Annotated in this window: 25 protein-coding genes and 4 pseudogenes; 11 read left to right on the plus strand and 18 right to left on the minus strand. The window is 35.6% G+C overall.

The features are described 5' to 3' along the window. Positions 1–266 precede the first annotated feature (266 nt). Together EL087_RS07275 and EL087_RS07280 are read left to right on the plus strand one after the other, a co-directional pair. Entirely contained in the window at positions 267–3,479 is a 3,213-nt protein-coding gene (locus tag EL087_RS07275; protein WP_126407742.1) for an LPXTG-anchored zinc carboxypeptidase, read from the plus strand. Positions 3,480–3,723: 244 nt separating this feature from the next. Then, positions 3,724–4,305, plus strand: a complete 582-nt coding sequence (locus tag EL087_RS07280; RefSeq protein WP_126407743.1) for a TetR/AcrR family transcriptional regulator — start codon at positions 3,724–3,726, stop codon at positions 4,303–4,305. A gap of 769 nt (positions 4,306–5,074) precedes the next feature. Here EL087_RS07280 and EL087_RS07290 read toward each other — a convergent pair. From EL087_RS07290 to EL087_RS09260, 5 genes are read right to left on the minus strand one after another with little or no spacing between them, the layout of a single operon-like run. Next, complete coding sequence (locus tag EL087_RS07290) at positions 5,075–5,629, minus strand: hypothetical protein (RefSeq protein ID WP_126407745.1); 555 nt, start codon at positions 5,627–5,629, stop codon at positions 5,075–5,077. Between the two features lie 24 nt (positions 5,630–5,653). After that, a complete protein-coding gene (locus EL087_RS07295) occupies positions 5,654–7,483 on the minus strand; it encodes an XRE family transcriptional regulator (protein ID WP_126407747.1) in 1,830 nt (609 codons plus the stop codon). Between the two features lie 8 nt (positions 7,484–7,491). Beyond that, the gene (locus EL087_RS07300; RefSeq protein ID WP_126407748.1) at positions 7,492–9,717 is read right to left on the minus strand and encodes a DEAD/DEAH box helicase; all 2,226 of its coding nucleotides are present in this window, start codon (positions 9,715–9,717) and stop codon (positions 7,492–7,494) included. Then, positions 9,714–11,675, minus strand: coding sequence for a site-specific DNA-methyltransferase (locus EL087_RS07305; RefSeq protein ID WP_126407750.1), 1,962 nt, complete (start codon positions 11,673–11,675; stop codon positions 9,714–9,716). The genes EL087_RS07300 and EL087_RS07305 overlap by 4 nt, the downstream gene beginning before the upstream one ends. A 60-nt stretch (positions 11,676–11,735) precedes the next feature. Then, positions 11,736–11,906, minus strand: a complete 171-nt coding sequence (locus EL087_RS09260) for a hypothetical protein (RefSeq protein WP_164558123.1) — start codon at positions 11,904–11,906, stop codon at positions 11,736–11,738. A gap of 417 nt (positions 11,907–12,323) precedes the next feature. On the opposite strand from EL087_RS09260, the gene EL087_RS07310 reads away from it, so the two are divergent. From EL087_RS07310 to EL087_RS07340, 7 genes are all read left to right on the plus strand, one after another. Continuing rightward, positions 12,324–12,809, plus strand: a complete 486-nt coding sequence (locus EL087_RS07310) for a helix-turn-helix domain-containing protein (protein WP_115263470.1) — start codon at positions 12,324–12,326, stop codon at positions 12,807–12,809. Between the two features lie 143 nt (positions 12,810–12,952). Continuing rightward, positions 12,953–13,273: a hypothetical protein gene (locus tag EL087_RS07315; protein WP_126407751.1), complete on the plus strand. Its 321-nt coding sequence runs from the start codon at positions 12,953–12,955 to the stop codon at positions 13,271–13,273. Next, positions 13,273–14,358, plus strand: a complete 1,086-nt coding sequence (locus EL087_RS07320) for a helicase HerA domain-containing protein (RefSeq protein WP_126407752.1) — start codon at positions 13,273–13,275, stop codon at positions 14,356–14,358. Before EL087_RS07315 ends, EL087_RS07320 begins: the two co-directional genes overlap by 1 nt. Further along, a complete protein-coding gene (locus EL087_RS07325; RefSeq protein WP_331852330.1) occupies positions 14,358–14,957 on the plus strand; it encodes a hypothetical protein in 600 nt (199 codons plus the stop codon). Before EL087_RS07320 ends, EL087_RS07325 begins: the two co-directional genes overlap by 1 nt. Before the next feature lie 135 nt (positions 14,958–15,092). Then, a complete protein-coding gene (locus tag EL087_RS07330) occupies positions 15,093–15,719 on the plus strand; it encodes a replication protein (RefSeq protein ID WP_126407756.1) in 627 nt (208 codons plus the stop codon). Beyond that, a complete protein-coding gene (locus EL087_RS09410; RefSeq protein ID WP_080982813.1) occupies positions 15,685–15,870 on the plus strand; it encodes a helix-turn-helix domain-containing protein in 186 nt (61 codons plus the stop codon). Before EL087_RS07330 ends, EL087_RS09410 begins: the two co-directional genes overlap by 35 nt. Before the next feature lie 92 nt (positions 15,871–15,962). Further along, complete coding sequence (locus EL087_RS07340; protein ID WP_126407758.1) at positions 15,963–17,012, plus strand: site-specific integrase; 1,050 nt, start codon at positions 15,963–15,965, stop codon at positions 17,010–17,012. A gap of 604 nt (positions 17,013–17,616) precedes the next feature. On the opposite strand, the pseudogene EL087_RS09550 reads toward EL087_RS07340, so the two are convergent. Further along, a pseudogene (locus EL087_RS09550) lies at positions 17,617–17,787 on the minus strand (PLP-dependent aminotransferase family protein); the annotation flags it as partial. Here EL087_RS09550 and EL087_RS07350 point away from each other — a divergent pair. Both EL087_RS07350 and EL087_RS07355 read left to right on the plus strand, forming a co-directional pair. Next, positions 17,717–18,073: a hypothetical protein gene (locus tag EL087_RS07350; RefSeq protein WP_371319432.1), complete on the plus strand. Its 357-nt coding sequence runs from the start codon at positions 17,717–17,719 to the stop codon at positions 18,071–18,073. The pseudogene EL087_RS09550 and the gene EL087_RS07350 sit on opposite strands and share 71 nt — an antisense overlap. Before the next feature lie 103 nt (positions 18,074–18,176). Continuing rightward, positions 18,177–18,530, plus strand: a complete 354-nt coding sequence (locus tag EL087_RS07355; protein WP_126407760.1) for a hypothetical protein — start codon at positions 18,177–18,179, stop codon at positions 18,528–18,530. Between the two features lie 125 nt (positions 18,531–18,655). Here the strand turns inward: EL087_RS07355 and EL087_RS09415 are convergent, their stop codons facing one another. The 12 genes and pseudogenes from EL087_RS09415 to EL087_RS07410 all read right to left on the minus strand — a co-directional run bounded on the left by EL087_RS09415 (position 18,656) and on the right by EL087_RS07410 (position 26,396). Then, positions 18,656–19,252, minus strand: coding sequence for a hypothetical protein (locus tag EL087_RS09415; RefSeq protein ID WP_037620922.1), 597 nt, complete (start codon positions 19,250–19,252; stop codon positions 18,656–18,658). Beyond that, a pseudogene (locus tag EL087_RS09265) lies at positions 19,224–19,376 on the minus strand (hypothetical protein); the annotation flags it as partial. The pseudogene EL087_RS09265 and the gene EL087_RS09415, both read right to left, overlap by 29 nt. A 121-nt stretch (positions 19,377–19,497) precedes the next feature. Next, positions 19,498–20,382 carry a ketopantoate reductase family protein gene (locus EL087_RS07365; protein ID WP_197716128.1) on the minus strand — a complete coding sequence of 295 codons (885 nt, stop codon included), beginning with the start codon at positions 20,380–20,382 and terminating at the stop codon, positions 19,498–19,500. Positions 20,383–20,480: 98 nt separating this feature from the next. Then, positions 20,481–20,555 carry a hypothetical protein gene (locus EL087_RS09555; protein ID WP_080554318.1) on the minus strand — a complete coding sequence of 25 codons (75 nt, stop codon included), beginning with the start codon at positions 20,553–20,555 and terminating at the stop codon, positions 20,481–20,483. Positions 20,556–20,568: 13 nt separating this feature from the next. Further along, a pseudogene (locus tag EL087_RS07375) lies at positions 20,569–20,799 on the minus strand (DUF3847 domain-containing protein); the annotation flags it as partial. Positions 20,800–20,947: 148 nt separating this feature from the next. Further along, complete coding sequence (locus EL087_RS07380) at positions 20,948–21,766, minus strand: class I SAM-dependent methyltransferase (protein ID WP_232008240.1); 819 nt, start codon at positions 21,764–21,766, stop codon at positions 20,948–20,950. 34 nt (positions 21,767–21,800) lie between these two features. Further along, positions 21,801–22,268 carry a hypothetical protein gene (locus EL087_RS07385; RefSeq protein WP_224785088.1) on the minus strand — a complete coding sequence of 156 codons (468 nt, stop codon included), beginning with the start codon at positions 22,266–22,268 and terminating at the stop codon, positions 21,801–21,803. Positions 22,269–22,353: 85 nt separating this feature from the next. After that, positions 22,354–23,292 carry an alpha/beta hydrolase gene (locus tag EL087_RS07390; RefSeq protein WP_003041966.1) on the minus strand — a complete coding sequence of 313 codons (939 nt, stop codon included), beginning with the start codon at positions 23,290–23,292 and terminating at the stop codon, positions 22,354–22,356. Between the two features lie 38 nt (positions 23,293–23,330). Then, positions 23,331–24,098: an alpha/beta fold hydrolase gene (locus tag EL087_RS07395; RefSeq protein WP_004224168.1), complete on the minus strand. Its 768-nt coding sequence runs from the start codon at positions 24,096–24,098 to the stop codon at positions 23,331–23,333. 30 nt (positions 24,099–24,128) lie between these two features. Next, positions 24,129–24,747: pseudogene (locus EL087_RS07400) on the minus strand (class I SAM-dependent methyltransferase). A 29-nt stretch (positions 24,748–24,776) separates the two neighbouring features. After that, complete coding sequence (locus tag EL087_RS07405) at positions 24,777–25,523, minus strand: alpha/beta hydrolase (protein WP_003041915.1); 747 nt, start codon at positions 25,521–25,523, stop codon at positions 24,777–24,779. Between the two features lie 117 nt (positions 25,524–25,640). Further along, positions 25,641–26,396, minus strand: coding sequence for a P-loop NTPase fold protein (locus EL087_RS07410; protein ID WP_003041884.1), 756 nt, complete (start codon positions 26,394–26,396; stop codon positions 25,641–25,643). Between the last annotated feature and the right edge of the window lie 41 nt (positions 26,397–26,437).

Raw genomic sequence — 26,437 nt, forward strand, 5'->3', positions numbered from 1 at the left:
GACTTTCGAGGTGAAGTTTATTCTTTGATAGTCTTTAGTGTGTGCTTTGGGATTTTCTGCTATTCAATTCCTGCCAAAATTCATTACATATCTATTTATTTTGATACATTTCTATTTTTTGTCTACACTTTTGATTAAAACCGTTTACACTTTCTGGTATACTATCTTTGTATACTTCAAATAATAAGGGGAGAAAAATAACAGAGAATAACTAAGAGCTATTTTCGTTATTTTGGGTGCCCTCAATTTCATAAAGGAGGTTTCTTATGAAAAATTCATATAAGAAACGGTTGTACACAAATGTTCTCAGCTTGTCGGCTGCCGTTCTTGTTGCAGTTTTAACGCAAGGAACTGCTGCTGCCGATACGCAAGATAGCACAGAGACACAGCCTATTGCTAACAAGACAGAAACGGTAGTCCCTGCCGAAAAGTCAAGTACAGAAACAAACGCAACAGAAGCAACGGCAACGCCAGATTCTTCATCAGCTGAAGCTCAGCTTCCTACAACAACCAATCAAGAAGAAGCACAGAAATCAGAAAGTGCTCCTTCAATAGACAATTCGACTTCTACTACAAACGAATCCGAAACAGTGACTCCTGCAACACCTGCAAAACCAGAAACACGAGCAGCTGGAACAGAAGAAAAGAAGGTTCAATTAGCTGATAGTACAGTCCATATGTCTGAAAAAGCTACCATTACTGAGACTGTACAGGAACAAGGAGCCGCTGCTGGCAAGGTGACTTGGAAATTAGATAATAAGTCAATCGCTGAATGGAAAACTTGGAATATGGAAAAAGGAGACTTTTCAGGAGATTCCTTTGTCACCATTGAGGAAACAACCAATGGCTCTGACCTCAAACTTTCTCTCAAATTCAATGAATTATTTGGAAATGACTTAAGTCTTCGGACACCAAACAATATCCGCAGAACCTATCGGCAATTCATCGGAAATCATGAGCTCGTTGGAACAGATGAAGAATCCGGTCTGACGATTCGAAAAACACTTGTTTTCCGACCATATGAAAACTTCCATACTCACGAAGAAATGTTAGCTGCTATCGAAAAAAGTCGACAAGAAGCTAAAAATGACCGCCTTGTTCAAATTGAAGACATTGGTACCAGCGCTCAAGGACGGAAAATTAAGTTAGGCATTATCAGTTCTGATCAAAAAAGCATTGATGATTACCTAAACTCAACCAATAAAATGGCGCTAACCAAACCTGCTGAAATGTTAGCTGCCCTCAAAGACGGCAAATTAGACTACAAACTTCCTATTCTCATCAACAATACACATGCTGATGAGCAACCTGCTATCGATATCATTACCGGCTTGTTCAATACATTTGCAACCCAAGACCAGATCAGCTTTAAAACAACTCGAGCAGATGGAACACAAAAAATTGTAACCCTCTCCGTTAAAGACCTTCTCAAGAAATTTATTTTCCTCTTTGATTTCACAGAAAATCCTGACGGAGATGTTGCCAATACCCGTGCCCTAGCTAACGGAATCGATCCAAACCGCGATACTAGCTATCAGGCCAACCCAGAAACCCGGACTGTTGCTGGACTCATCAACAAATGGAATCCAATTGCACTTTACGACATCCACGGTTTTGTCAAGGACTTCCTGATTGAGCCAGCTACTCCACCGCATGATCCAAACTTTGAATATGACCTTTTGTCAAAAAATATGTTGGAAAATGCCCACCACATGGGCCGGGCTGGTGTTACCAATTCCAAGTATGATCACTACATCATTCCGAAGTTAGACTGGGGCGATGGCTGGGATGACTCTTTCTCTGGCTACACTGGTGTCTATGCTATGTACCACGGAATATTAGGACATACCGTTGAAATCCCTGAGGGCAATCAAGAATCCTATAAAGCTGGTTATCACGCTGTCCTTGGAGGTATCTCTTACCTGTCCCAAGATCCTGATAAACTCATGGAAATGCGCCTCAACTTCTATCTCCGTGGCATCAACAAGGTTGAAGATCCAAAAGCTGAAAATGAATTAGTTGGACCAGACGGTAAAGTAGTCGGTCGTATCAAACATGGACAAAAGAAATTCTTCCCTGATTACTATGTCATTCCAATGGAACTTGACAAATCCAATGACTCTCAACAAGCTTTCAATATGATTGAATACTTCAAGAGAAATGGTGTTGTCATTCAAGAATTGAAGGAAGACACTGGCAGTTATAAGAAGGGTGATTTGGTTGTTGACATGGCACAAGCTAAACGTGGCTATGCCAACCATATCCTCTACAAGGGCTCCAACGAATCTGCTTGGGCTGCTATGTATGCAGAATTGCTGGTTAATTTCCCGGATATGAGGGGATTCAAAGCAGTAGCAGTCTTTAAAGAAAAACTCTTTGACGGTAAACTCGGTAAAGTAACTGCTCTTCGTGCTACTCGGACTAGCGAAATTGACCACAAAGCACCATATTATGTCATTGCCAATACTTCAGAAAGTGCCGTTCGCGCTGTCAATCGTGCAATCCGAGACGGTAAGAAAGTTTATTTGACAGACGATGGCTACATCGTGGATACACCTACTTTTGCCAACCTGCTGAAAAACTATGCAATCTATGGAGATGCCCTTTATAAAACTCCTCAAGGGCAAACCTTAAAAGCTCTAAAAGTTTATGCACCGCCTCATCAATACTATTGGGCTGGTGTGGATACTCCTGCTCATACCGCTCTTGCTTTGAAGAATTTAGGATTTGACATTGTCAATACCCCTGAAGAAGCTGATGTGATTGTTTTAGAAAGTGACAACTTTGACAAGTCCCTCCTTGGTCTGAAGCCAACTATTGTAGTAGGCGGAACTGCTATGCAACGCCTTGAAGAACTCGGTGTGGTTGACGGCTTTGACGCAGAACAACTCAAAAATGGTGGTGATTATGAAGGCTTGATGAAAGCGATCATTGATGACAAAGATCCGTTGACTAGTGGTTACAATAAGAATGATCTCTTCTATTCTAACTCTGGAAATTGGATTGCTAAAGTACCTGCAAATTTCAAGACATTAGCTTCAATTGCTGGCAGTGATTATTATATCGCTGGTTGGTGGCCTGGTAATGAACAGCTAGCCAATAAAATTGTAGCTATTTCTGGTAACTACAAAGAACAACCACTCTTTATCTATGCTGGTAATCCAACAAATCGTCTTCATACAATTCATTTCTACCGTTGGGTATCCAATGCTATCTTTGGCAGTCAATTAGCTCAACTGAAAGATCTTGAGAAAGAACAAAAACCTTCTACTGAAGTTGTTGAAATCATCAATCAAAAACCTCAGGCTGGTCAAGCTACAACCCTACGCTACACTCCTCAACCTCAAATTGTGAATGCTACTCGAAAAGCTCAACTTCCGCAAACAGGAAGCAAAGAAAATCAAAGTAGCTTGGTTATTGCTAGCATGTTCATTCTTGTCAGCGGTTATTTGCTCCACTTAAAGAAAAAAGAAGAATAAAAATTCTCTTTTCTAACTCAAAACTTCCTCGGAGTTAATGTTCGAGGAAGTTTGTTTTTATAAATAGAAGACATCAGATGCTTGGTATTTTATTTTTTCATAAAAATCAGCAAGTCCCTATTAAAAATTGAACTGTTTTAATTACATAGAAAGCACCTCAAATTTTCTGACAGCCATTTTTATGCTTTAAATTGAATTCTTTCTTCATTTTCATTATACTAAAAAGAGAGAGGAGTTGTTTTATATGGTAAAAGGTAATCAACAAAAGATTTTGGATGCTTTCTATGACTTGGAAATGCAAAATCCTGCTGAAGTCAATCTCTCAATGAGTGACCTCGCCAAGAAAGCTGGCATTTCACGCCAAGCAATTTATAAACATCATTTCCATAATGTTGACGATATTATCGAATCAATTCATGAGAACATTGATAAACCTGTTTATGAGGCTTTTTTAGAATACAATACACTAACAAATAAAGACCCCTTTCTTTTCATTGCAGATAATATTTTCCCTATTCTTTATGAAAATCGAAAATGGCTAAAAATGCTGTATTCTAGCTCAACGGACCCTTATTGGACCAATTATTTAAAAAAGATTTACACAAAATGGGCACTTGAAAATATCAAACCGAATCAATCACTTGTTGATTTACCAGATGACTTTATCATCTCTCTATTAGTACATTATGTGATTGCCAACATTGAAGTGTGGCTCACCCAAGAAAAGCCAATTCCGCCACAAATCTTCAAAGAAAAATTTTTAACCCTTATTCATTCTTCTCTTGACCAATACATCTCACTAGACGAAGATGATCATATAGACTAGAAAAAAGAGCCCGAAAAATCGAGCTTTTAGAATATAGCTATTTTTCCTAGCTGGTAATTTTTGACAGAATAGCCCATACAATCAATATATTTGTAAAGGCTATTTTTGTATCTCTTTTTCCTTGGTTTGTAACAGCAACATTTAAACAGTGCTCTGACTTTCATATAATTTAGAATTCAGCAAAGAAAGAAATGATTTATCTACTTTTAAAGTAATCATCAGACTACAATTTACTACTTATATAACTGATGATGACAAACATTAGCGTAAAAATAATGGTTAAAATAGGAAGCACTATGGTAAAACTTCATAAATACAACTGCATAACTAAAAACTACATCAACACCTCTACCATCGTTCCAATGGACGTTGGAGAAATCGCCTACCGAACCCTAAAATAAATAATCGTGTGAATTTGGTGTGAAAAGTGGTGCTTTTTTTACTAAAAATCGCAAAAAAAGCACCTCATGGTGTGAACCATGAAGTGTTGTAAATACTGTATTGTAGCTAGTTCTTAACGTTTTGAGAACAAAACTTTAATTTTTTACGGAGAGCAGCACCAAACAAATCCCTTTATATCAACATTTAATAGGAAGAATGCTTCTCCCAAACCCTTTAAAATCCATAAAAATGGATAGCATTAACACCAATTAACACCATAAAATAGACTAGTCACTTCATCAAATTTTATTCCTCTAAACTGTCGGAAAAGCGTAGTCTTTCCGATTGAGCAGAAGAATCCAAAAGGCAGGTTCGCACCTGCCTTTATCTATTTTTTTGCCTTATGAGCTAATTCTTCTTGTAGAAATGGTTTTATTGATGTCAGAATAATAGCCACGGCTTTTTTATTTTGATTCTCAGTTCGATTACGTTTATTGAACATATCAATCATGAATTCATAATCTTTTTCTGGTTCAAAGTTATTCCATTTCGTTGCTTTAAATGCTCCAACTTCAAATAAATAACACAATAATTTACGACTGAAAAATTCTGATGATAATTGAAGAAATTCATTATCTTCTACTGCGTGTAACAACTTAAATAATTGTTCTTTGACATCCACTTCATATTTCAAATCATCACGCTCAAACTTCTTAATGCAAGAACTACCAATAGGATAAAGTACATTACCATTCAATTGATTTTCAATTGTAAAAAGATAACGAAGATGTTCTTTACCACATATACATGATTCTTCTAATAGTTCATCCTCTTCTACATCTGAAATCTCCCACTCTTTGACTGCTAAGTCCCAGTCATTGGAATCAGAGTTATCCATAACATCTTTGATAAGAGTCTGCAAATATTTACTTTGTGCTACCATAATGTAAGGATTTTCTAATTTATTTTATAAGCCACTTCTATCAGGAACAAGCTCTTTGAAGCCTTTATTGACCAATAGTGTATTACACATATTCACATCCCAGCTTGCTGTGCAATTAAGAATGAACTCATACAACATTTCTTGCTGATTTCCTACACGAAGTGTTCTTCCTGATAGTTCAACTAGCATTTTACTGATACTTGGTGGTAATTTCATACCAATACAAATGGCAATCACCGTTTCAAGTTTGGGTTCAGTCCTTCCATTCCTCAAGTTGGAAATAGCCTTCAATCCGAGATTGGTTTCATCAGCCAGTTCCTGATTTCGAACATCTCGCCATTTCATCACTTCTACTAATGCAGGAGCAAAACTATTCATCCCACTAAGCTTTAACATAATTTCCAGTGTATCATCAATGTGAACATCAACTTGTTCGAGCCAATTATTCTTATCCTTCGGATAACTAATCGTAAATTGAATATCAGAATCTGCATCACGATTGAGTAACAAGGTTAAAGAAGTAGAGCGACCTGTTCGAGTGCTTGACGAAATTTCAAAGACAATACAACATTCATCCATATGATGCCTTGCATAAGGCGTTAGGAATGGAGTTCCTGCAATATCATATGAAAGATACTTGGCATCATTGATACAGAGGTGGGATTCTACATAGAGTAATTCACCTTTCTCAACACGCTCTTTCAAGACTGGCTGAGATAATAATTGAAGACCAAGCTGAATCAGATTTACTGAAAAAGTTTGATTATCCTCTAAATTTCCCTGCTTCCATGTATGAGTTGGAACATAGGCGTCATCTATATAAATAAATGCACCTTTCACCTCTTCAAAACCACATTCTGCCAAGCGAACTTTAGCAGATAGACGAGAAACTCCGAAAAACTGAGCTAATTCATCAATCCATTTTTCAAGAATATCAAGAATATCTTGGGTTTGACTCAACTCTAGTAACCGTTGCTGTCTACTCCTTGCTTCTTGAATAAACATCTCTTTAGGCATCAAGATTTTGGGTGCAATTGATTCAGCGTGCCATTCCATCCAACCAATCATATCAGAAGCTTCTTCGTCCTTAATGTCATTTGTTGTAGATAGAACAGAAAGTTCCTCTTCCTCAGCTCTTGCCAATTCTAAAGCATAACGATGCAATTCCCAGTGAACACATTCATGAAGAATCGTATTTCTCACAACTCCAAGATTTCGTATCTGAGGAAGCTTTTCATCAATAACTACTGTTCCCGCAGAGATACCCTTTTCAGGATTATCTTGAAAATAGATTTGACCAAAAATTGAAGTATCCTCCGTAATGGAAGCATACTTTAACTGAAGCCCCATTTGTTGAACAATATAATCAGGTTCAACTCTTGTCGGTGTCAGCAAGGCATTTCGGTCATATTTATTCAAAATTGCTTCTGCCACCTTATCCAAATCATCCTTCCAAATAAATGGAACAAGTTTATCAGAGAGAGCATATTTAAAGGTACTATACGTCCCCCTCTCATAGGTATCAACTTTTACAATTTTAAAATTTTTGATTCCTGCATCAGGCTTTCCAATAGCAGATACACGAAGCCAACGATTCTTTTCGATGGTATTCTCATAATGATTCGTACGTTCAGTTACTACTGCATAGACATCTGTCAAAATATCTATATCAATTTCGCCATCTCCACGATGTCCAGCATAAACATACTTGAAGTCTACATCTGTAACTTCTACTTCATCGTCATAATCATAGGTAATACCTAGCTCTTCAAGATTGCCTAGGAAATATTTCTCACTTGCGTCATAAATTTCATTATAGAATGTTTTTTTTATATATTTGCTAAAAGAAATCAAGTTTCCTCCTAAAATCCAAATAGCTCATCAATGGAATGCCAATCTGTCATATCATCTTTCCATGCTCCTTCATTCAAATAGCGAAGAGTGCCCGAAATATCACGGATAAATGCCCCTTTTAAATTATATTTCTCAAGATAAGCTTTCAAGGCTTCGTATTTCAACGGTGCATACTCGTCAATATTCTTATCTTGACCTTTAGCACTTTCTCCACCCTTGGTTTCTACAATATAGACATCGCCATTCTTCATTTTGACAATATAGTCAGGATAGAAATGATGGGAAGAGCTGGCTGTATAATAGACAATTGAAAAATATTGACTTCCTTTATCACCGTTCTTATAGACAAACTCAACAGCATCTTCGTGTGATTCAATATAATCTTCAAAAAGTCGCTCAACTTCACTTCCCTTGATAACGCTATTGGTATAACCTGCATAGACATTGGTTGTTGTATCTACATGTTCCAACTTTGGATTATAAGAATAACGTTCTGTCATTGGAATGTAGAAATCATTCTCCTGAGGTACTACAAGTCCCATACTGATGGTTGGCTGAATATCAGCTTGTCTAAAGACTTCACGCAGAGCACGCCAATTATTCAAGATAAAGGCTGTCCATTCACTAGCTTCCAACTTCAAAAGTTTTTGCTTATTTGGTCGTTTATCATCCATGAAGAAGCGTTTCAGAAGAGCTTCAACCTGACTTACTTTCAAGTGAGTAACTCGGTCAAGTTCATGGTAAGCATGAAGCAAGTCAAGGCGATTAGCACGATAGTCTGCTTCTACACGTCTTTCTCTATCTTGAAGGCGGTCAGAGTGTTCCAACGTATCAAAACGACCTTGTTTATAAGTGTTGATAATGGAACTTCCAAATTGAAGTCCTTGATTTTCTAATTTTTGCTTATTCGATTCAACATCTTCTGTTAGATTCCATTCACGAACCAGACCTTGATAGAGATTTTCACGGATAGCTTTTTCATTTTGTCCTTCATGCAAATCAAGCACTCGCTCGCTGATTAAATGGAAATCTTTGGCTATATCTTTTCGATTCAGAAGTGGCGTAGGTGCTCCAACTCCTTTTTGAGTAAATGCACCATTCAAGAAATCCCCATCAAAGGTATAAAGATAAGCATTATCCAATACATCGACATCATAATGACCTTTGAAAGGTTCAGGCATCCTACGTATACGACCAATAGTTTGAATAGTAAAAGCTTCACCCATATTTTCACGAATCTTAATCAGAATCTTAGCTCGCGGGGCATCCCAACCCGTTGCAATCGCCTGCTTTATTATGAGGTACTCCACTTCATTATCAAGTTCTTGCACATTGAGATAGTTTCGTTTCTGGTCTGCCAACCAAATACCAAGTTTTCCATCTTCATAAGTTTTATGAAGTTTTTCTTGGATATAGGTTTCAATACGACTTACTAACTCGGGTTCTGAATCTGATTTATCAGGTAACTGAACCAACACCAATGGATTGATTCCTGTTACATCATGCTCAGCATAACTCTGAACAATCTCTTTACGTTTCTGTTCGGCACTTTCAAAGAGAAGTTCAAATTCTTTACTAATTTCCCGACTCTCATCAAGATAGTTTTCAATCCCTTCATTGACTACTACCGATTTTGTAATCAAACCTGATGCAATAACCTCTTCCTCACTGACCTCATAAAATTCTACCTTATCGGGTATATTGGGGTCTTCGATAGTAGCAGAAACCTTTACGGTTTTATCTGCCTTAAAGAGCGTGATAATCTCTCTAGCATTATCCGTATCATTGCTATGGGCCTCATCAATGATAAGGATAAAATGTCGGTTTGCTTCAAACGCCTTTTCTATCTTATCTTTTAGGTTATCCCGTTCAGTATCTGTCATCATAGCCTTTTTATTTTTACCTACTACCGATTCATAGTTGATAAAGGTTGCTGTGCCTTGTTCAAATCCTTGATTTAATGCATCAGAAAGTGACTGGGCTTTGATTGACGAAAAATTCTTTGCTTTGTCCTGACTCTGCTCCTCTAATTCCCCCGATCCAGGTGTAAACCAAACAAAAGCAACATTATCATATGTACTCTCAATATAAGTATTTACCCAATCCAGAAGGGTAATGGTCTTACCTGACCCCGTTGGCGATTTAATCACCATTTCATCAACAGCATATTCAGGAGCTGTAAATTTCAAGAGTTTATCAACCAGCTTTTGCTGGAATCGTTTTAATTCAATCATGACCAAATATCCTTTCCAAAGTAATAATGTGGAATTTCTTGTTTCGTAATTTTTTTCTCACGAAGAATTCTTTCCTGTTTCACGTCAAAGAAAATTTCAGGATGGAAGAAAATAGTAGAATTTTCAACAAAATCAGACTCATCCATCTCGTCTAATTGGTCTTCCGATAATATTACCTGTACTTTTGGATTTGAAATATCAACTCCAAACTCCAACTCAACAAGAGGTGTTACATAGTTAAGCAACTCATACTCAAGAGTAACATCAGGAAACTCTTCTTTATCCACAAAACTGGTCTTAAAATATTTAATATTGTGAGGAATCCCTTCAATTGGTTTTCCTTTTTTGTTAATACCTATTACTTTGATACTTGCATCTTCAAAAACAGTTTTTACAGAATCGTATTTTCCCTCCATTGTCTCGACAATCGTATCAACCTCTGCTTTGAGCAAATCAAACTTTTTAAATAGACTTTGTGTTAGCTTTTTCTCAAATAAAATTTCTTTAAAATCTTTTTTATGTATATATCCATCTGAAACTGCTTTTAGTCTAGGGTATGTTATAGAAGAGCAAATTCCAAATTCTTCCTCGTATTTTGAGTATTCATGTTTATTCTCTTCTGGAGATCCAAATTTCTTTTTAAATTCCCGTTCCTTCTTTTCTCCAATAGCATTATTAGTAGCCAGAATATATCTTCTATTACCACCATATAATTTATTGAGCATTTCAACTGCATGACCAGTTGTTCCAGAGCCAGCAAAGAAATCTAATATTACAGCATTTTCTTTTTCCTTTGTAGTTGCATACAAACATTCATATACATTCCATAGTGACTTTGGAAAATCAAAATCATTATGTGGAACCATGCTATTAATTATTTGAGTACCATACTCATTTGCATCATATTTTTTATCAAACCATACAGTTTTATAGGGTGCATATGGTTTACCAATTTCTATATCCCAAACATTTTTCTTACATGTTGCACGTAAAATATCCCAAATACTTTCAACAGTCTGCCTTGCATACCTCCATTTTCTTTCTATTCCAGAGTTGTCAATAGGATATACAATAATAGTCCCATCCTCAAGATACTTATTTTTTGTAGGATGCTCATCATCATCTAATACATCTTCAAAACCTATAATTTTTTCATCTTTTATCTTAATTCCGTAAAAACAGTTTTTTGCATCAGTTCTTAGTGACTCACTTCCCCAGTTTCTTAACGGAGACCAATCTATATCATTTTCGTCTACTTCTCTTTCAAAAATGACTTTATAATTTTTTTTATAAACAAATAAGGCAAATTCATTAGTATATGAAAAATTATTTCCTTGAATTCCTCTTGGATTTTGAATAATTGTTACAATATCAACAATAAATTCATTCCCAAAAACTTCTTCAAGTAACAGTTTTAATGTTGCAACTTCATTTTCATCAATTGCACAAACTAAAACGCCATCATCTTTTAGTAAATGTCTTGCACAGTCCAACCTACTCTTCATCATTGAAATCCATTTACTGTGTTTATATGAGTCCTTAGAATCAATGTAATTGTTATTATATTTCCAATTTTTTGCTCCTGTATTGTAAGGTGGATCAATATAGATAACGTCAATTTTTCCTGTATGAGTTTTCTTCAAAAGCTGTAGACTATGAAGATTATCTCCTTCCAAAAGGAAGTTAAAATCCTCTGATTCAGGATTACCCACAATTTTCTTTGTCCCGTTCTCAACAAAGACAGGAATTTTTGTCTTCATTTCCTCCTCAACCAATTCAGTATGCTCCTCCCAAACGAGACCATACTTCTTAGTATTGAGCAAACGAACTAGATTTTCCAGCTTGTCAACATCTTCATTTCGTCTATCCTCACGGGCTTGTTTTAGAAGATTCTGCACATAAGCAATTGCTCCATCTTTCTCGTTTTGACGTGGGCGTTCAATAAAATCCTTAGACATTACAAAACACCCCCTTTCTCAAAAGAGGGTGTTTTTGGTACGCCGAAAAGAGGTAGAAAACTACCTTGTTGCTTGTTGCTTGTTGCTTGTTGCTTGTTGCTTGTTGCTTGTTGCTTGTTGCTTGTTGCTTGTTGCTTGTTGCTTGTTGCTTGTTGCTTGTTGCTTGTTGCTTGTTGCTTGTTGCTTGTTGCTTGTTGCTTGTTGCTTGTTGCTTGTTGCTAATGGTATCAAGTTCTAAATCTCCTTGTCAACTAGGTTCTTTACTGTTCCATTATACCACGAAGAACTTTAGAAAAAAAATTTAATACTTCCAAAAGAAAAAAATGACCTGTCAAGTCATTTTTCAGGGTATTTTAGAGTGCTATTTCAAAGAAAATCACTAAAAAAACTATTATATCAAACCTTATCATAGTGACTTGCCAAGTTATATATTTATATCCCACAAAGAGTTAAGATTAGCTTATAAAAATAAATAGTCCAATTGCTGGCCAGCGAAGGACGGATTGAATCAATATGAAAATTAGTCACTAACAGGCTTATCATATATATTACTGTTTCACCGTTTCTTTGTTGTACCTTTTTGCATCCACTCGGTAACTGTAATAGCTCATTTGTTTCTTTCCGTCTAAGGGCTGGAAAGGACTGCTTATGCTAAAAGCTAAAGTTAAAATTCTCTATTGTGAACTGCTCGGTGAATCTCTCAAACAACAATTGATTGAGCAAGAAATCCCTCAAAATGAAGTAGCCTACTACTTTGATGATGACATCCGATTAATTTCAGCACCTACCATCAGTCAAATTTTAAAAGGGAAACGTAATATCTCTTTAGATACTGTGGATGCTTTGCAAGAGACACTAGAACTACCCAATGTAAAAGGTGTCTTCTTTCCTAATATTGATTTCTGTGAGTTACTCATTAGCCAATTGACAGAGTTACTTCTTACTGATGGTTTCAGCTCTACAAAAGAACTCATCCAAGCAAAAAAGAAGAACATTCAACAGAATCTCTCAGCCTTGGCATCTGCCTTATATGATTTTTTTCCTGATTTTCCTGAGGAAGAAACCTCTTACCAAATCGCTGATAGCTTAACTGAATGGTTAATTGAATTTGTCGTACTAGTAGCACAACTTTAAATGTAATACTTTCAAGATTCTTGAAATCGAGGAAAGGATAAATCCTATATCATAGAGATGTACTTAGCTAAGACAGTCAGCTCACGACTCAAACTGAGCAAATCACTTCAACAACTTTCAAAGACCATATGGAGGTAAATAATATGGCAATTAAAACCAAACACAAAAAAGGTGGCTACTCTGCCACAACTGCAACTGAATATGTGAATCCCACAAAACCAATTCATAGTTTGAGTATTGAACTTGAACCACAACAGCTCTTTGAAGATGGAAAGCCAACCGGTGAGATTATCGCCTACAAGGCAACCTTTGTCCAAGAAGGGCTCGAACCCTTCCAAGTCAAGTTTGAAGACAAGGTAAAACTTCCTGATTTCATGAATTTAGTTCAGTTTGACAATCTTCAAGCCGTTGAGGTTCGCTATAATGTCTACTTCAAAGCTGACGGTCTAAAGGAGGTCAAATAATGGCAACTAAAGCAGAAATAGTCCTGCAATCCTACTTGCTCCAGAGCCTGAACATGGCTCTTGGGGCTCTGATGCAGGGAGAAACCAGCTATACCAACAGCTTCAATATTGTGATTCAAGAGGATGGCTTCATCTTCATCCCTAGGCTTCCATGTGCCTATATCTTGGATGATGAACTCTACAATAAAATCTTCTTGATAGCTAACGCATCTCTATACCCTCACTATACCCTTCTGAAACAGAATGCCAATTACTTTGTCCCTCTAAAAACAGATGATATCCATGTTCAGCGTGGACTATTCTTTCCGTGGAAGGTAGGCATCTCAAAACGCTTGGTCATCCCTGACCTCGACAAATACACGGCAGGTCTTCCCAAGAACCACATTCCAATTATGGAAAACTTTTCTCTCAATCTTGATAAGGTCAACCATATGGCAATCTGTGGCAATAGTGGCTCAGGTAAGTCTTACGCACTCACCTATCTGCTGTCTGTGCTAAAAAATCAGTCTGATTTAATTATCGTAGACCCAAAATTCGATAGTCCAAGCCGTTGGGCTCGTGAACATAAAATTGCCGTCATCCATCCCGTGGAGAATCGCTCTAAATCTGACTTCGTTTCAGAAGTCAATGAGCGTTTGAGTCAATGCCTAAATCTGATTCAACAACGTCAGGCAATTCTTTATGACAACCCCCGCCATAAGTTCACTCATCTCACTATCGTCATGGACGAGGTGCTGGCTCTTTCAGAGGGTGTCAACAAGACCATCAAAGAGTCCTTCTTCTCCCTCTTATCGCAAATTGCTCTACTTGGACGGGCTACTAAGATTCACTTACTCCTTGTCAGCCAACGTTTCGACCACACAACTATCCCAATTTCTGTTCGTGAGCAACTCAATGTTCTCATCCAGATTGGCAATATCAATAAGAAAACAACCCAATTCTTATTCCCTAACCTCGACCCCGAAGGCATTGTCATTCCTACTGGACACGGTACTGGGTTGATTCAGGTGATTGATAATGAACATCCCTATCAAGTACTTCCTTTACTTTGTCCAACATACTACACAACGGAGGGTATTCACTAATTATGAAAAAATCATTCTTTATGAGGACTTACAACCTCAATATCTACTTGATTCTGTTTTCACTCTTAACAGGTTTCCTTGGATGGTCATTAGACTTTCTAGCAAGCACTCTTGACTTAACACTTCTTATCTCTCTTGACTTCTCTCAAATCAATAGCTATAGCCATTACGCTTATATGGCTATGAGTTACTTACTCGGTACTTTGTTTGCATCCGTTATGCTTGAAGTCTTGAATCGTATCCGATTTGATAATCTTTTCAACTATTTCAAATCTATCTACCACACCTTCAAGCTTCGTAACTTCCTGACTCAACGAGAAAAATCAGAGAAGGTCACCACCATAGACAACCAGACCATTACCACCTACAACCCAATTAATGGTAGTTTCAATCGCTGTGCTCATAAGAGCGTGGTAGACATCCGAAAAGATGAAGTAACAGTCTTCATAAAAGTCCCTAGAGACCAGCAAGGGCAAAAAGTCTTGGGAGATATGACTTCCCAATTGAAAGAAGAAGTATCTAGCCAGCATCCTGACTACTATTTCTCTGCACCTAATCGGGTTCGCAATAACCTTTGGTTAGTTGGGAAAAGACGGTAACAGAGGGGGCTATGGCTTGCGTTAAGCAGTTGCCAAATAGCTCCCTCTTTTCCATTGAACAATATAATTGGGGGTTACTACGACCCCCCAATTATCCAATAATCAGTAATCAAAATCAGAAAGGCATGTAAATATATGGCAAAAGAACAACGCTCAAGTAAGTGGACATTCCTTTTCTACAAAGAGAGTTGCCCTACCGACTATCTGGAGGTATTGGAAGAATTGCACGTCCCCTTCGTTCTGAGTCCTTGGCACGACAAGGACATCAATCGACAAACAGGAGAGCTGAAAAAAGCTCACAAACACGGAGCATTCTTCTTTGATTCACTCAAGAGCTACAAGCAAGTATCTGGGTTAATCAAGGATAAATTGAATGGTCCTGCCCATGTGGAAGTTGTCCAATCTCCTAAGGGACTCTTCGATTATTTCACTCACGCTGAAAATAAAGACAAAACCCAGTATGATGTGAATGATATTGAGGTGGGTTGTGGCTTCAATCTTGATAAGTTTCTTGTAGAGATTAACTCAGATGAGTTTATGCATGAAGTCGTGGATATTATTGAGCAGAATGACTTCACTGAGTTTGAAGAATTGGTTTGGTATGCTCGTGCTAATCACACACCACTTCTTGGACTCATCATTGAACGTACCTACTTCTTCGCCAAATATCTTGATTCACGGCGTTGCAATCCACAACGAAATCAAACAAAGAAAGGAAGTCAAACCGATGATTCAAAACACTCGACCACTTCTACTGACTAGGCAACAAGCTTCTGAACTACTTGGAATTGACCCTAAATCATTTGACAAATACATCAGAAATCACCCAGACTTTCAATGTTTTATGGTTGGGAAGCAGGAGCGATACCTAAAATCTAAACTTATAAGATTTATCGAAAATCACTGTGATTAACGGATAACGATTGATAAAATAAGATTTTTCATATATGCTATATGTGACTAGTCTATTTTATCAATCATTTTTCATATAGAAAGGCTGATAAGATGGCAACAATTACTAAACGTGGAAATTCTTTCCGTGCAACTGTATCACTCTACAAGAAAAGACAATACAAGAGAGAAACCAAGACTTTCTCTAACAAACAAGATGCTGAACTATGGGCTCTTGAAATGGAGCTGGAAAAAGGACGAGGGAAAGATATTGCTGAACGCTCTACCCTATTTACTGACTTTTATTGTAACTGGGTTAACTCTGTAAAACAGAATGAGGTTCGTGAAGCTACTTTCGTCAATTATAAGCGAACTCTTGTAATCGTGGATGAACTGTTTGAGGGAATGCGACTAAAACACTTAGATGATTTAGTCATGCAAAAGAAGCTTGATAAATACGCTGAAACTCACTCCAAAAAGACAACCAAAGAACTTGTCTTAAAAATCAGAGGTTCACTCAAATATGCCTATGCTAAAGGATTGATTACAAATGACTTTGGCTCACTCTTAAAAGCGAGAGGACAAGAACAACCTAAGCGAAATGTTCCCTTATCTGTAACAGAGTTTAAGACACTCCGAACATATTGCCTTGACCACCAAGAAGATGATGAATTTAATATACTTGTTCTTCTTGCCCTAGAAACTGGTGCAAGGCGAGGAGAATTACTTGGATTGAAGAAAGAAGATATTTTTGAGTATGGTATCAATATACGCAGGTCAATCAGTCCTATTAGTGATGATACTCAACTAAAAACGAAACACTCAAAACGGGATATTTCTATCAACCAAGATGTTTACTTCGCTCTAATGTCTCTAGCAGATAAAAAAGAGAATTATATCTTCAACTGGAATGGATTCAGACAAGCAAGCCAACTCCAAAAACTTTTGAAGAAACTAGACCTGAGCAAAACAACTTTTCATGGTTTGCGTGACACTCACGCTTCTTTCCTTTTTTCAAAAGATATTAGTTTAGATTATATTTCTCGTAGACTCGGACACAATAGTATTCTGACCACCCAGAACTATTATCTTGAGCTGATGCCAGAAAAAAAGCACCAGCAAGATGCTGATGCTTTAAGTCTCTTAAACGACTTATCAATATAATTAACACCAACTGACACCAAAAAGGTGCCATAATCGTTGGTATAATAAGGTTTTGATTAACGTTTTGAGAATTGGCTAGCTTTACGAGCTTTCTTAAGACCTGGTTGGTGGCACCTACATCTCTTTAAATACTAAAAGCCTTTATTTCTGCACTTTTATCACTATGCACTTTTCACTTTATGTTATATAATTTCAAATAATTTCATTTAAATAAGGTAAATTTCTCAACACTTCAAAAAATAGAATACTGGGCTAGAGGTTATCTTACTAGACAAGATGCCTTTTTTATTTTGATTAAATATAAAGTTGCTTAAAACAAAAAAATTGAGAGTTGGCAGGGCTTTGTCACTTACTTAATAGCATTGAAATTTTAAAAATTGACCAAAAATAATGACAAGACACACTAATTAAAAAATTTAAAGTTCCCAGATAAGAAATTGAGGTTGGGATGTTATACCCAGCCTTGTTTTAATATATTTGGAAAAATAGTTTGACACAGTGATTGGACGAAAGACTTAGGATTGAATAGTTGAAAGAACCTCAGTATCTGTCGCAATACTGCTGAAGGGCAAAGTTTTCTTGGACTGATACTGCTCTGTCTCTTTTATAATTGTGAATACAGATTTTTTAGGGTGATTAATCCTTCCTCCAGTTCTTCTACAGTGTCTGGAGAGCGAATGGCTATACGTATGGTTGATTGCTCTATCAAACTACCCGTAAAGAAACGTTCTGCACATAAAACTTCAATCCCCTCTTGTTTGGCAAGCTTCTCAAAGAACATAGCTAATAATCAAGAGCTATGGAAACAAGAGCTAGCAGCTTATCCATTTCATGAAGATGAATTAAAAATTAATAGAATCATTTTAAAGATAGAAGTTCCTTCCACTATTCAAAAGCGATTGATGAAGAGGGATAACAGTCATTGGGACAAAGATTTGATTGATTCTTTTCAAGCCAGAGAACAAAAGCGAGTAATCGAATTTGCTCGATTAGAAAAGATTCCATTATTCGTTTATGATAATAATTCAAAATTGGAAGAATTAAAACAATTTCTTCTTTAGAATAAAAATAAGCAAGAGTTGTAGCTACTACTTGCTTATTTTTCATATCGTATCATAATTGTAATATTTTTCTAGTATAATATTATAAAAGGAGGTTTGGAAAATGAAAAAATTACTTAGTCTATTACTTTTAGGAATTGCTACTATATTTCTAATATCTTGTTCCAAGCAAAATACTCTTGGCGGAGAATATTATAACCAATATGATTATCTAGTACTTGAAATTAAAGGAAATCAAGGAACATATCATGAAAATCACAATCATCCGATAACTAATGTAGATTCTCAAAATAAAACATTTACTTTTTCAGCTTCTGGAAGAGAATATGTTGCAACCTATGATATTAAAAAAGATGGGACTTTAACATTTGATACAGGAAACTTCCTAACAGGAGGAAATAAACAAACAGTTTATAAAAAAAATAGTGAAGCCTATAAGAAAAATATAAAAAAATGACTTAGAGATTTTCTCTAGGTCATTTTCTTGTTATTAAAAGGAGTTTCACATGCCATTTGGCTTCTACTTCTGTCAGTTGTTACAATAAAGGTTCGTGTGGATTAGAAATATACAAATCAAAATCATCAGACAGTTTGAGTATCAACTTTAAAAATAATTCCTTTTCTATCAGCTATGCTTTTAAATCGTTCTCTATTTAGTTCGTAAATTTCGTAGTAATTTTTTCTATTGCCTGTATCAAAATCGAGTGAATTTGTATAAATAGTATTGCCTCTTATCATTCTCATTAATTCCCAATATTGAATGAACTCGTTATCAGGTAGCTCATCAATCAAATGTTTAACATCATCTTCCTTTTCTTTGTATCCATCAAAAGTTCTAGTTATTAGAAAGTATATATAAGGTTTATATTTCTCAGAAGATAATTTTTCTTGATTATGAAGCATTTCATTTGATTCTTTTGTTAACAAAGAAATATCCTTTATATCTTTTTTGCGATTTTGTGAGGAATGCATAGTTTCAACAAGACGAATTTCTTCGATATCTTCATCCAAAAGCAACATACCAAAATCCTTCAATTCGAGGTAATATTTTGGATAAAATAAAAAAATATAATCTATCGTAATTAGCTGTTTAACATCAACTAGTTCTCTCTTTCCTCTTTTAAAAAGTTCATAATTTAATAAATCAGAGAATACTTTCAAAGACTGCCCCTTTTTCATATATCCTTTTATCTCTCTTTTTTCGTTCTTCCTGTTTCTGCTGACTGATGAGCTTTTTCCTTTTGTTTTGTAACTGCTTGATTTCTTCATCTGCCATTAAGATTTTTTCTTCAATGTTTTTCATTTTCTCGTTTCCTCCCTTTCTAATTTTGAGTAAAGAAAAACAGTAAACCTTTTTTTTGATTTACTGTTCCTGTGGTAATTTTTATTAAATTGTTAGTTCTACAAACTGGGATTTTCGTCGCTTATGACCGTTCTTTTATATAACCGTAAAACTGTCTGTGCAATTCTCTCATTTCATCCGGAGCCTTCATTGAATGGCGATACATGAACACATCTCCAAACTTACTTTTAAAAGCAAACGCCAGTCCGATTTTTATTAGATGTTTCGGCAATATGAGAAATATGTAAAATTTCCCTGGACTGAGTTTGCCTTTATGTTTTTTCAACCACTTCATATTCCTGCAGATCTTTTCCGCCGTCTTTGACATTAGAGTCGAATCTGTTCCTGCTTTCTCAGGCTCTTTCGATTCATAATAGGCATCTGCTATCGGAACGATCATTGCCAGATGGCAAAGCTGCCATAAATGCATATCCGAAACGATCTGATAAGGTATACGGGATCTGCGAAATAAATCTGCGAGTTCAGTAATACGTATGGTTCTTTCACCCGATATTTCCCCAAATGTTGTCGGCTGCACAATTGCTGGGGTTAATCCTGCATTAAGAATCCCATTATCTATACTGCCACCGGCTCCGGGAAACCCCGGAATTATCCTACCGCTTCCACATATATCTTCCCATTTCTTGTAATCATCCAGCGAATTTACCATCGTTACAATCGTACCGCTTGTATTATTCCGCAGTTCTTCTAAGGCTTTATACAGTTGATTTTCTCTGACCGTTAGGAAAATGTAATCGAATATATCATCATTCTTAACGGCTTCGACCACTTCGATATCGGCTGTATGTACTTCCCCATTTTTGCTGTATCTCAGCCCGTTTATACGGAGTTCATCAAGCCTTTTTCCTCTGGCATATACAGCCACATCATTATCTTTATTTTCTGAGAGCAATGCAGCATATAATGAGCCGATTACTCCCGCACCGTATATCAATATCTTCATCATCTTTTACTTCTTCAACTTCTGATTTGTTTATCTATATTGACTAATATTATAGCATTTTTTTTCGATATTTTTCTACTGTCATATTTCTCTACTCACTACTATTTACCCTTTGAATGTATTACCTTGAATAACTTATCTTGAAATGTTTCCTTGCTCTTTTTGTCAAAATATATCTCTGTTACAAAGGTCTATATCCTCATTGGTAAACATAAGAGGATTTTTAACCACTCTTTCTACTATCAATCCTCTTTGTATGAGTCTATGATTTCTTCTTTTTCGTTCCTTTTCGTTTGCAAGTTTTTCTAATTTCTTACCTTGATTTTGTAATTGTTTCAGCTTTACATCGCACTTTTGTCTTTCTTGCTGAAGTTCAAAAATTTGTTCCTGTACTTCCTGTAATGTGTTTTCTTTCTTCATTTTTCATTCCTCCGTTTCAATTTTTCTCAAATAAAAAAACAGTAAACTGTTCCTTTCAATTCACTGTTTTCATATTAGTTGTTAGTTATATAAGCTATAATTTACCTATCGCAGTGTGTACTTCATGATGGCAACCAAAACGATAACATCACACTTTCTCAAATATCAAGATTTTCTGTGATAGTTTGTGAGCAATCGGCAACCAGTTAATAAGCTTAAGCACTGGAAATATAGCAGACATCCCCCTCGTAATATCATCATCCTTTACACTACGGAAACCTCTTGCAATATCCTTAATATCATCAAAGGAATCCGCTCCAAATATAAATTTTGCTCCTGTTTTTTGTATGGACTTTTCAACATTTTCTTTCGCCACCCACCTTTTTGACAGGCACTCCATAAGAACATAAGCATTGTCAAAATTCTCTCGAATAATTCTGAGCATTTGGGCATTGTCTTCCCTTGTCAAGTACATTGACAAGCCCTCAATGATAAACAGAATGTTCCCATCTGCTTTTATTTCTTTTGCCCACGCCGAATCCGTTGTTGAAATACCGATGTTTGAAACTCTGCCGGATTCTGCAAAAATCTGATTCCTTACCTCAGCTGTTTCAGGCAAATCAAGGTTGTACCATGTGATTTTTCCGTTATCCATGCGATAAAATCTCGTGTCAAGTCCACAAGCAATATTTACGACTGTACAGGTTGGATTTTCGTCAATAAACTCTTTTACCAGTTCATCAAATACAAGCGTTCTTGCAATCACGCCATAACTCATAAGGGAATCATTTGTGGCGGCGGTAAAATCGTAATCAATTTTTTCAACCAATTCCACCGCTTTGGCATCATAAAATTTATGTCTTTTGCTCTTGGAATATTGTGCTCTTGCATAAAAACTCTGAAGCATCGTTTCCGCAGCACCATTCAAAATAGGTTTTATTTTTTCTTGCATTTTTATTTCTTCCAAGTATAAACACCTCCTACTAATTTGAATTTAGTTTTTAAAATAATGTGCATATCCATGCAATGACTAACGATCCGATAATCATAAATAACACTTGAATAATGTGTTCCCTTTTGTTATATCCAAAGAGTTTAGGACTAAGCTTATCTACCACTTCCGGATAATAATGTTCAAAAAAACTAAAACCTCGATTGCACAAAAGTATCCAATCAAAAAATACAATATCAAAGGCTTTCAACAAAAGAAGTATCATCAGAAATCTAATGAAAAACTGAATGTAAGTAAAGTTATTTTGAACACCATCCACTGCACCAACGATAATTGAACTCCCCATGAATAGTATTGCAATAATAGCTAATATCCATCCAACTAAACTCTGACCACGAAAGCGTTTTTCCTTTGGTTCAATAACATCAAACACTTCTTTAGGACACGAAGAAAAGAAGTCTTTGTTTTGAATAAATCCAACTCCTGCCCACAGCAATAAGAACAATCCAATCATCATAATAACGGCAAGCAGTATCGTCATATACATAATTATCAATCACCACACAATATCCACTTTTCTTCTGAAAACTACCTGTAGAATATTACAAGAGAAAGCCGTCATTTCTATCTCCCCTTATTACGGCATATATATTTCTTCTTACTTCCTTTGCCTCAGGTAAAAATCCTGCCGCCGCCCAAGCATGCATCATTCTTTCTCCTATGTATGTTTTCATAACCACGCCATCCATTTTAGCTTTTTCTTTTGCCTCCGGCAGTTCTGCTATCAACACTTCATAAGAACCATAAATGATATACATGTCAGGTAGCCCCTTCCATGAGTACTCAATTGGCGATTTCATATATTCCACATTATTTAAATTTATTCTTTGCATTACTTGATCTTGTTCTTTCATGTAGCAAGCCGGAATAATGCAATCAAACTTATCAAGTCTCTCCATCTCTTTCATCTGTTCTTTAGTTGGAGGAATACGAAAGGTCGGAGAGTGCATAATCAATCTTTTTGGCATTGATAATCTCATGTCGTTTTCAAGAATATGCAAACATATATTTTGTGCAAGGCTTGCTCCACTTGATAAACCAAAAAATATAATATCATCTGCATTAAACGCCTTAAGTGCCTCGCTATAAACGTTTAGACCTGCGTCGATAATTTGCAAGCCAGTTGCTTTTGGAAAAAGCGGGTACCATACAATCCAAACTTCAGCCTGACTTTGATTAGCCATATCTTGAGCAAACTCAAAATCACCGGAATCTCCCGGAATGGTATATCCACCACCAAAGAAATATAATACAAGCCTATTTGCCACTTTATTTTTTGGTTTGACGACATAATACAAAGTTCCGCTTGTACACTTTTCTTCAAAATCATAAGATTTATGAAGTTTTTCAAGAGGGAGTTTAGATTTCTGTTTCTTTTCTTGTTTAGCAAAACATTCATCCGGATTTTTTATTACTTTTTTCATCATAGGTTTTACAGTATGACGAAATAAAAATTCCGTTAATTTATATTTAACACTCACAATGCATACCTCCTTAATTCCAAAAATGGCAAATTATTTTATTTCTTAACTTCCATTAAATCTCTGAATTGATTAGCCATTTTCACAGGATAAAGACTTGCCATGCTGCCATGACCCATGTTTTCAAATTTAATAAACTCAGTATTTGGAAAATAAGTTTTCATATATTTGATATCCCATGCACGGGCTTTAGACTCTTTATCACCATACCAATATTGAATACGATCGCTATGTTCTGACACGTTCTTTGGCATAACATAGTTGTTGCAAGATTCAAATGTTCTCCATATCGTTTTATAACTAATAAAATTAAGGACTTTAGCAACATACTTCAATTCCTCTTCGCTGTATTCATCTGTAGAAAATGATTTTTCAAGAAGCTTTAACCCTCCAATTTTACCTATAGAAATCATAAGAAAATCTCTTATGGCAATCATTCTTGTAACAATCCAAGGAAGCTGATATGGTGTTATTGCTCCATCGCAAATAATGTTCCTTATTTTAATTCCGTGATTGGAGAACATTTTTAAAGCGATAGAACCGCCCATAGAGCAACCATACAAAAGATCAACTTTCTCAATTTTATGTTCTTTCAGCCATCCTAATAAATTATCGGCAATTTCTTCTACACTTGTAAAATTTTCGTTTGGATTCTCCTCATCATATCCGGGAAGTGCAGGAACAATAATATGATACTCTTCTTTAAGTATAGATAAAATGTATTCAAAATAGTCCCACATGACTAATGAAGGATGAATCAACACAATTATTTTATTTTTATCAGCTCCAAACTCATGTATGTTCACTAACTCTCCTCCAAAATCCCAATTTTAATATTACTTTTTATAAGCAATCATAACGCCGATGGGTGCAAGCCCTCCATGTATCAAATTCATTTCAACTACCGAAAATCCATGCTTCTCAATAAAATCTTTAAATTGTTTTTTATTCCATTCTTGATACATCTTAAATCCCACAACGGACATTATCCATTTTTTTGAATTTACTTTGGGTCCCTTCTTTCCATAGAAAAGTAGGAGCAGACAAAATGCCATTAGGTTTTAATACTCTGTATATTTCTCTCATTGCCTCATCCGGCTCCGGCATAATATGAAGTGCATTAGCAATTACAACGCAATTAAATTCACCATCAGAAAAAGATAATGAGGTTGCGTCAGCTACCTCAAAGGTAAGGTTTTCGTTTTCTCCACGCTTCCTTGCTTCTAAAATCATCTGTTCCGAAAAATCTGTCCCAATCCAATTTTTAGCATATTTTGAAAGATTAAATGATAACTGACCTGAACCGCAAGCAAGTTCAAGTACGTTCATATTTCTATTCAAGTAAGGACGAATATACTCACAAACATTATCATAAACTCCTTTATCCTTCTTCATAAAAGGAGCGTACAGCTTGGCGAATTTATTCCAAAACTTTTTATTGCTTTTATCATTCACTGCTAACACCCTCTTTTCAACAATATGTTTTAATCAATCTCAGCTTTTATCATTTTGCAATACTCTTCTACATTCGTTGTTATCTTTGTACAATGGTTTTGTCCCTTCCATATTCTTAACGCTGCATATGGATACTCTTTTGAAATAGCTCTCTTTGCATATTTTAAATTAACTTCTTTGGATCCATAACAGAATATGCACCTCTTTTGTTCTGCTTCTGATAACTTCGGAAGATCTACAAATGCACAATCATGGCAGATATTTTTAATGCTTTGTTTATCTATTCTGATTAGATTTTCAGTCATCATTCGTCCCTTTGTTTCTCCATATATGCTTATAATTTTTCTATTAGCTGAGTCACTATTTTTAATCGCTTTTTTCCGTTCATATAGAAAAATATTTCTTATAATAAACTCTAAAATACTCGCATTTTGACATAAACTACAGCCCTCAAATAAGGCTTTAACTATCTTTATATCCTTATGCTTTAATAATTCCAATAACACTACTCCACCTATTGATGCTCCAAAAGCAAGAGAAACTTCAGCAATATCATTTTCTTTAAAATAATTGTATAAATTCTCACTTTCTTGTTTTACCGACAAATACTTCCTATCTATCAATTTACCATGAGCAGACAGATCCGGAATAATGTATCTATACTCATTTCCAATATTATCGGCAATTAACTTTTTCATTCCCTCAGCAGAAGAAAGCATCGGATGTATGAGTAAAACTATTTTTTCTTTATCTTTATTTATGTCAATATATTCCATTTTGAACACCTCACAAACGGAAGTTAGTCTACATTAACTAATAATATTTTATCATTTTTAAGCCATTTTTTCTATATCGGCTTTTCATGTTGCTTAACAGTATTTTGCAAAGAAAGGTTAAGCACCTTTTTCGATACTTAACCTTTCTTCTTTACGAATTAGAGATGTGATTAGCTGATAAAATTCATCAATAATTTTTTGTAAAAACTTTCCGCTTTCATCATCACTTTTAGCAATCTTTTGATAGTCTCCTACAAATATTATTGGAAGTTTTCCATGTAGTATGTTAAATAATTTATAGGCTTCATTCTGTCTATCAGTCGTGATTCTATCAAAATCATCAATTACAAGCACCTTATTATTTGACAAAAATTTTGGCAAAAGACATATATACATTGAATCAGATTTTACTTTTAAAAGTTGATAAACCGTAACTATTAAAGCAATTATAGTGCTAAGTATGATGAGAAAATTGTGAAAATAAATTGGTAGACCTAAAAAGATTAATAAGTCCTTTAAATAACTTAGTAATCCTAAATTTATAGCAGGAGTCATTAAGACACTAGTAACTACTGCAATCACAATTAAAAATCTAAGTAGATAATATAAAAATGGATGTAAGAGACTAAAAGCTATCGCAGTCACACTTCTCTCATCATGTGCTTCCCAAAGCTTTAAGTAAATAAATTTAGTGCTTTTTGCTTGCCCTTCCACTTTTTTTAGGAAAGTTGTTTTGCCACTCCCCCATACACCATTTAGAAAAAAAGTTTGAAAGATATCCTCTTCTGTATTTTGCAATTTTTGTAAAATAATCTTAGAAAATGTTTCTTCAGCAACTTTTGTTGAAACTTTATCAAATCTGATTTCTTTCATATCGAACTCCTATTTTAAGTATCGCTTTGTTAATATTAGTA

The organism is Streptococcus milleri (genome assembly GCF_900636525.1).
GTDB lineage: Bacteria > Bacillota > Bacilli > Lactobacillales > Streptococcaceae > Streptococcus > Streptococcus hominis.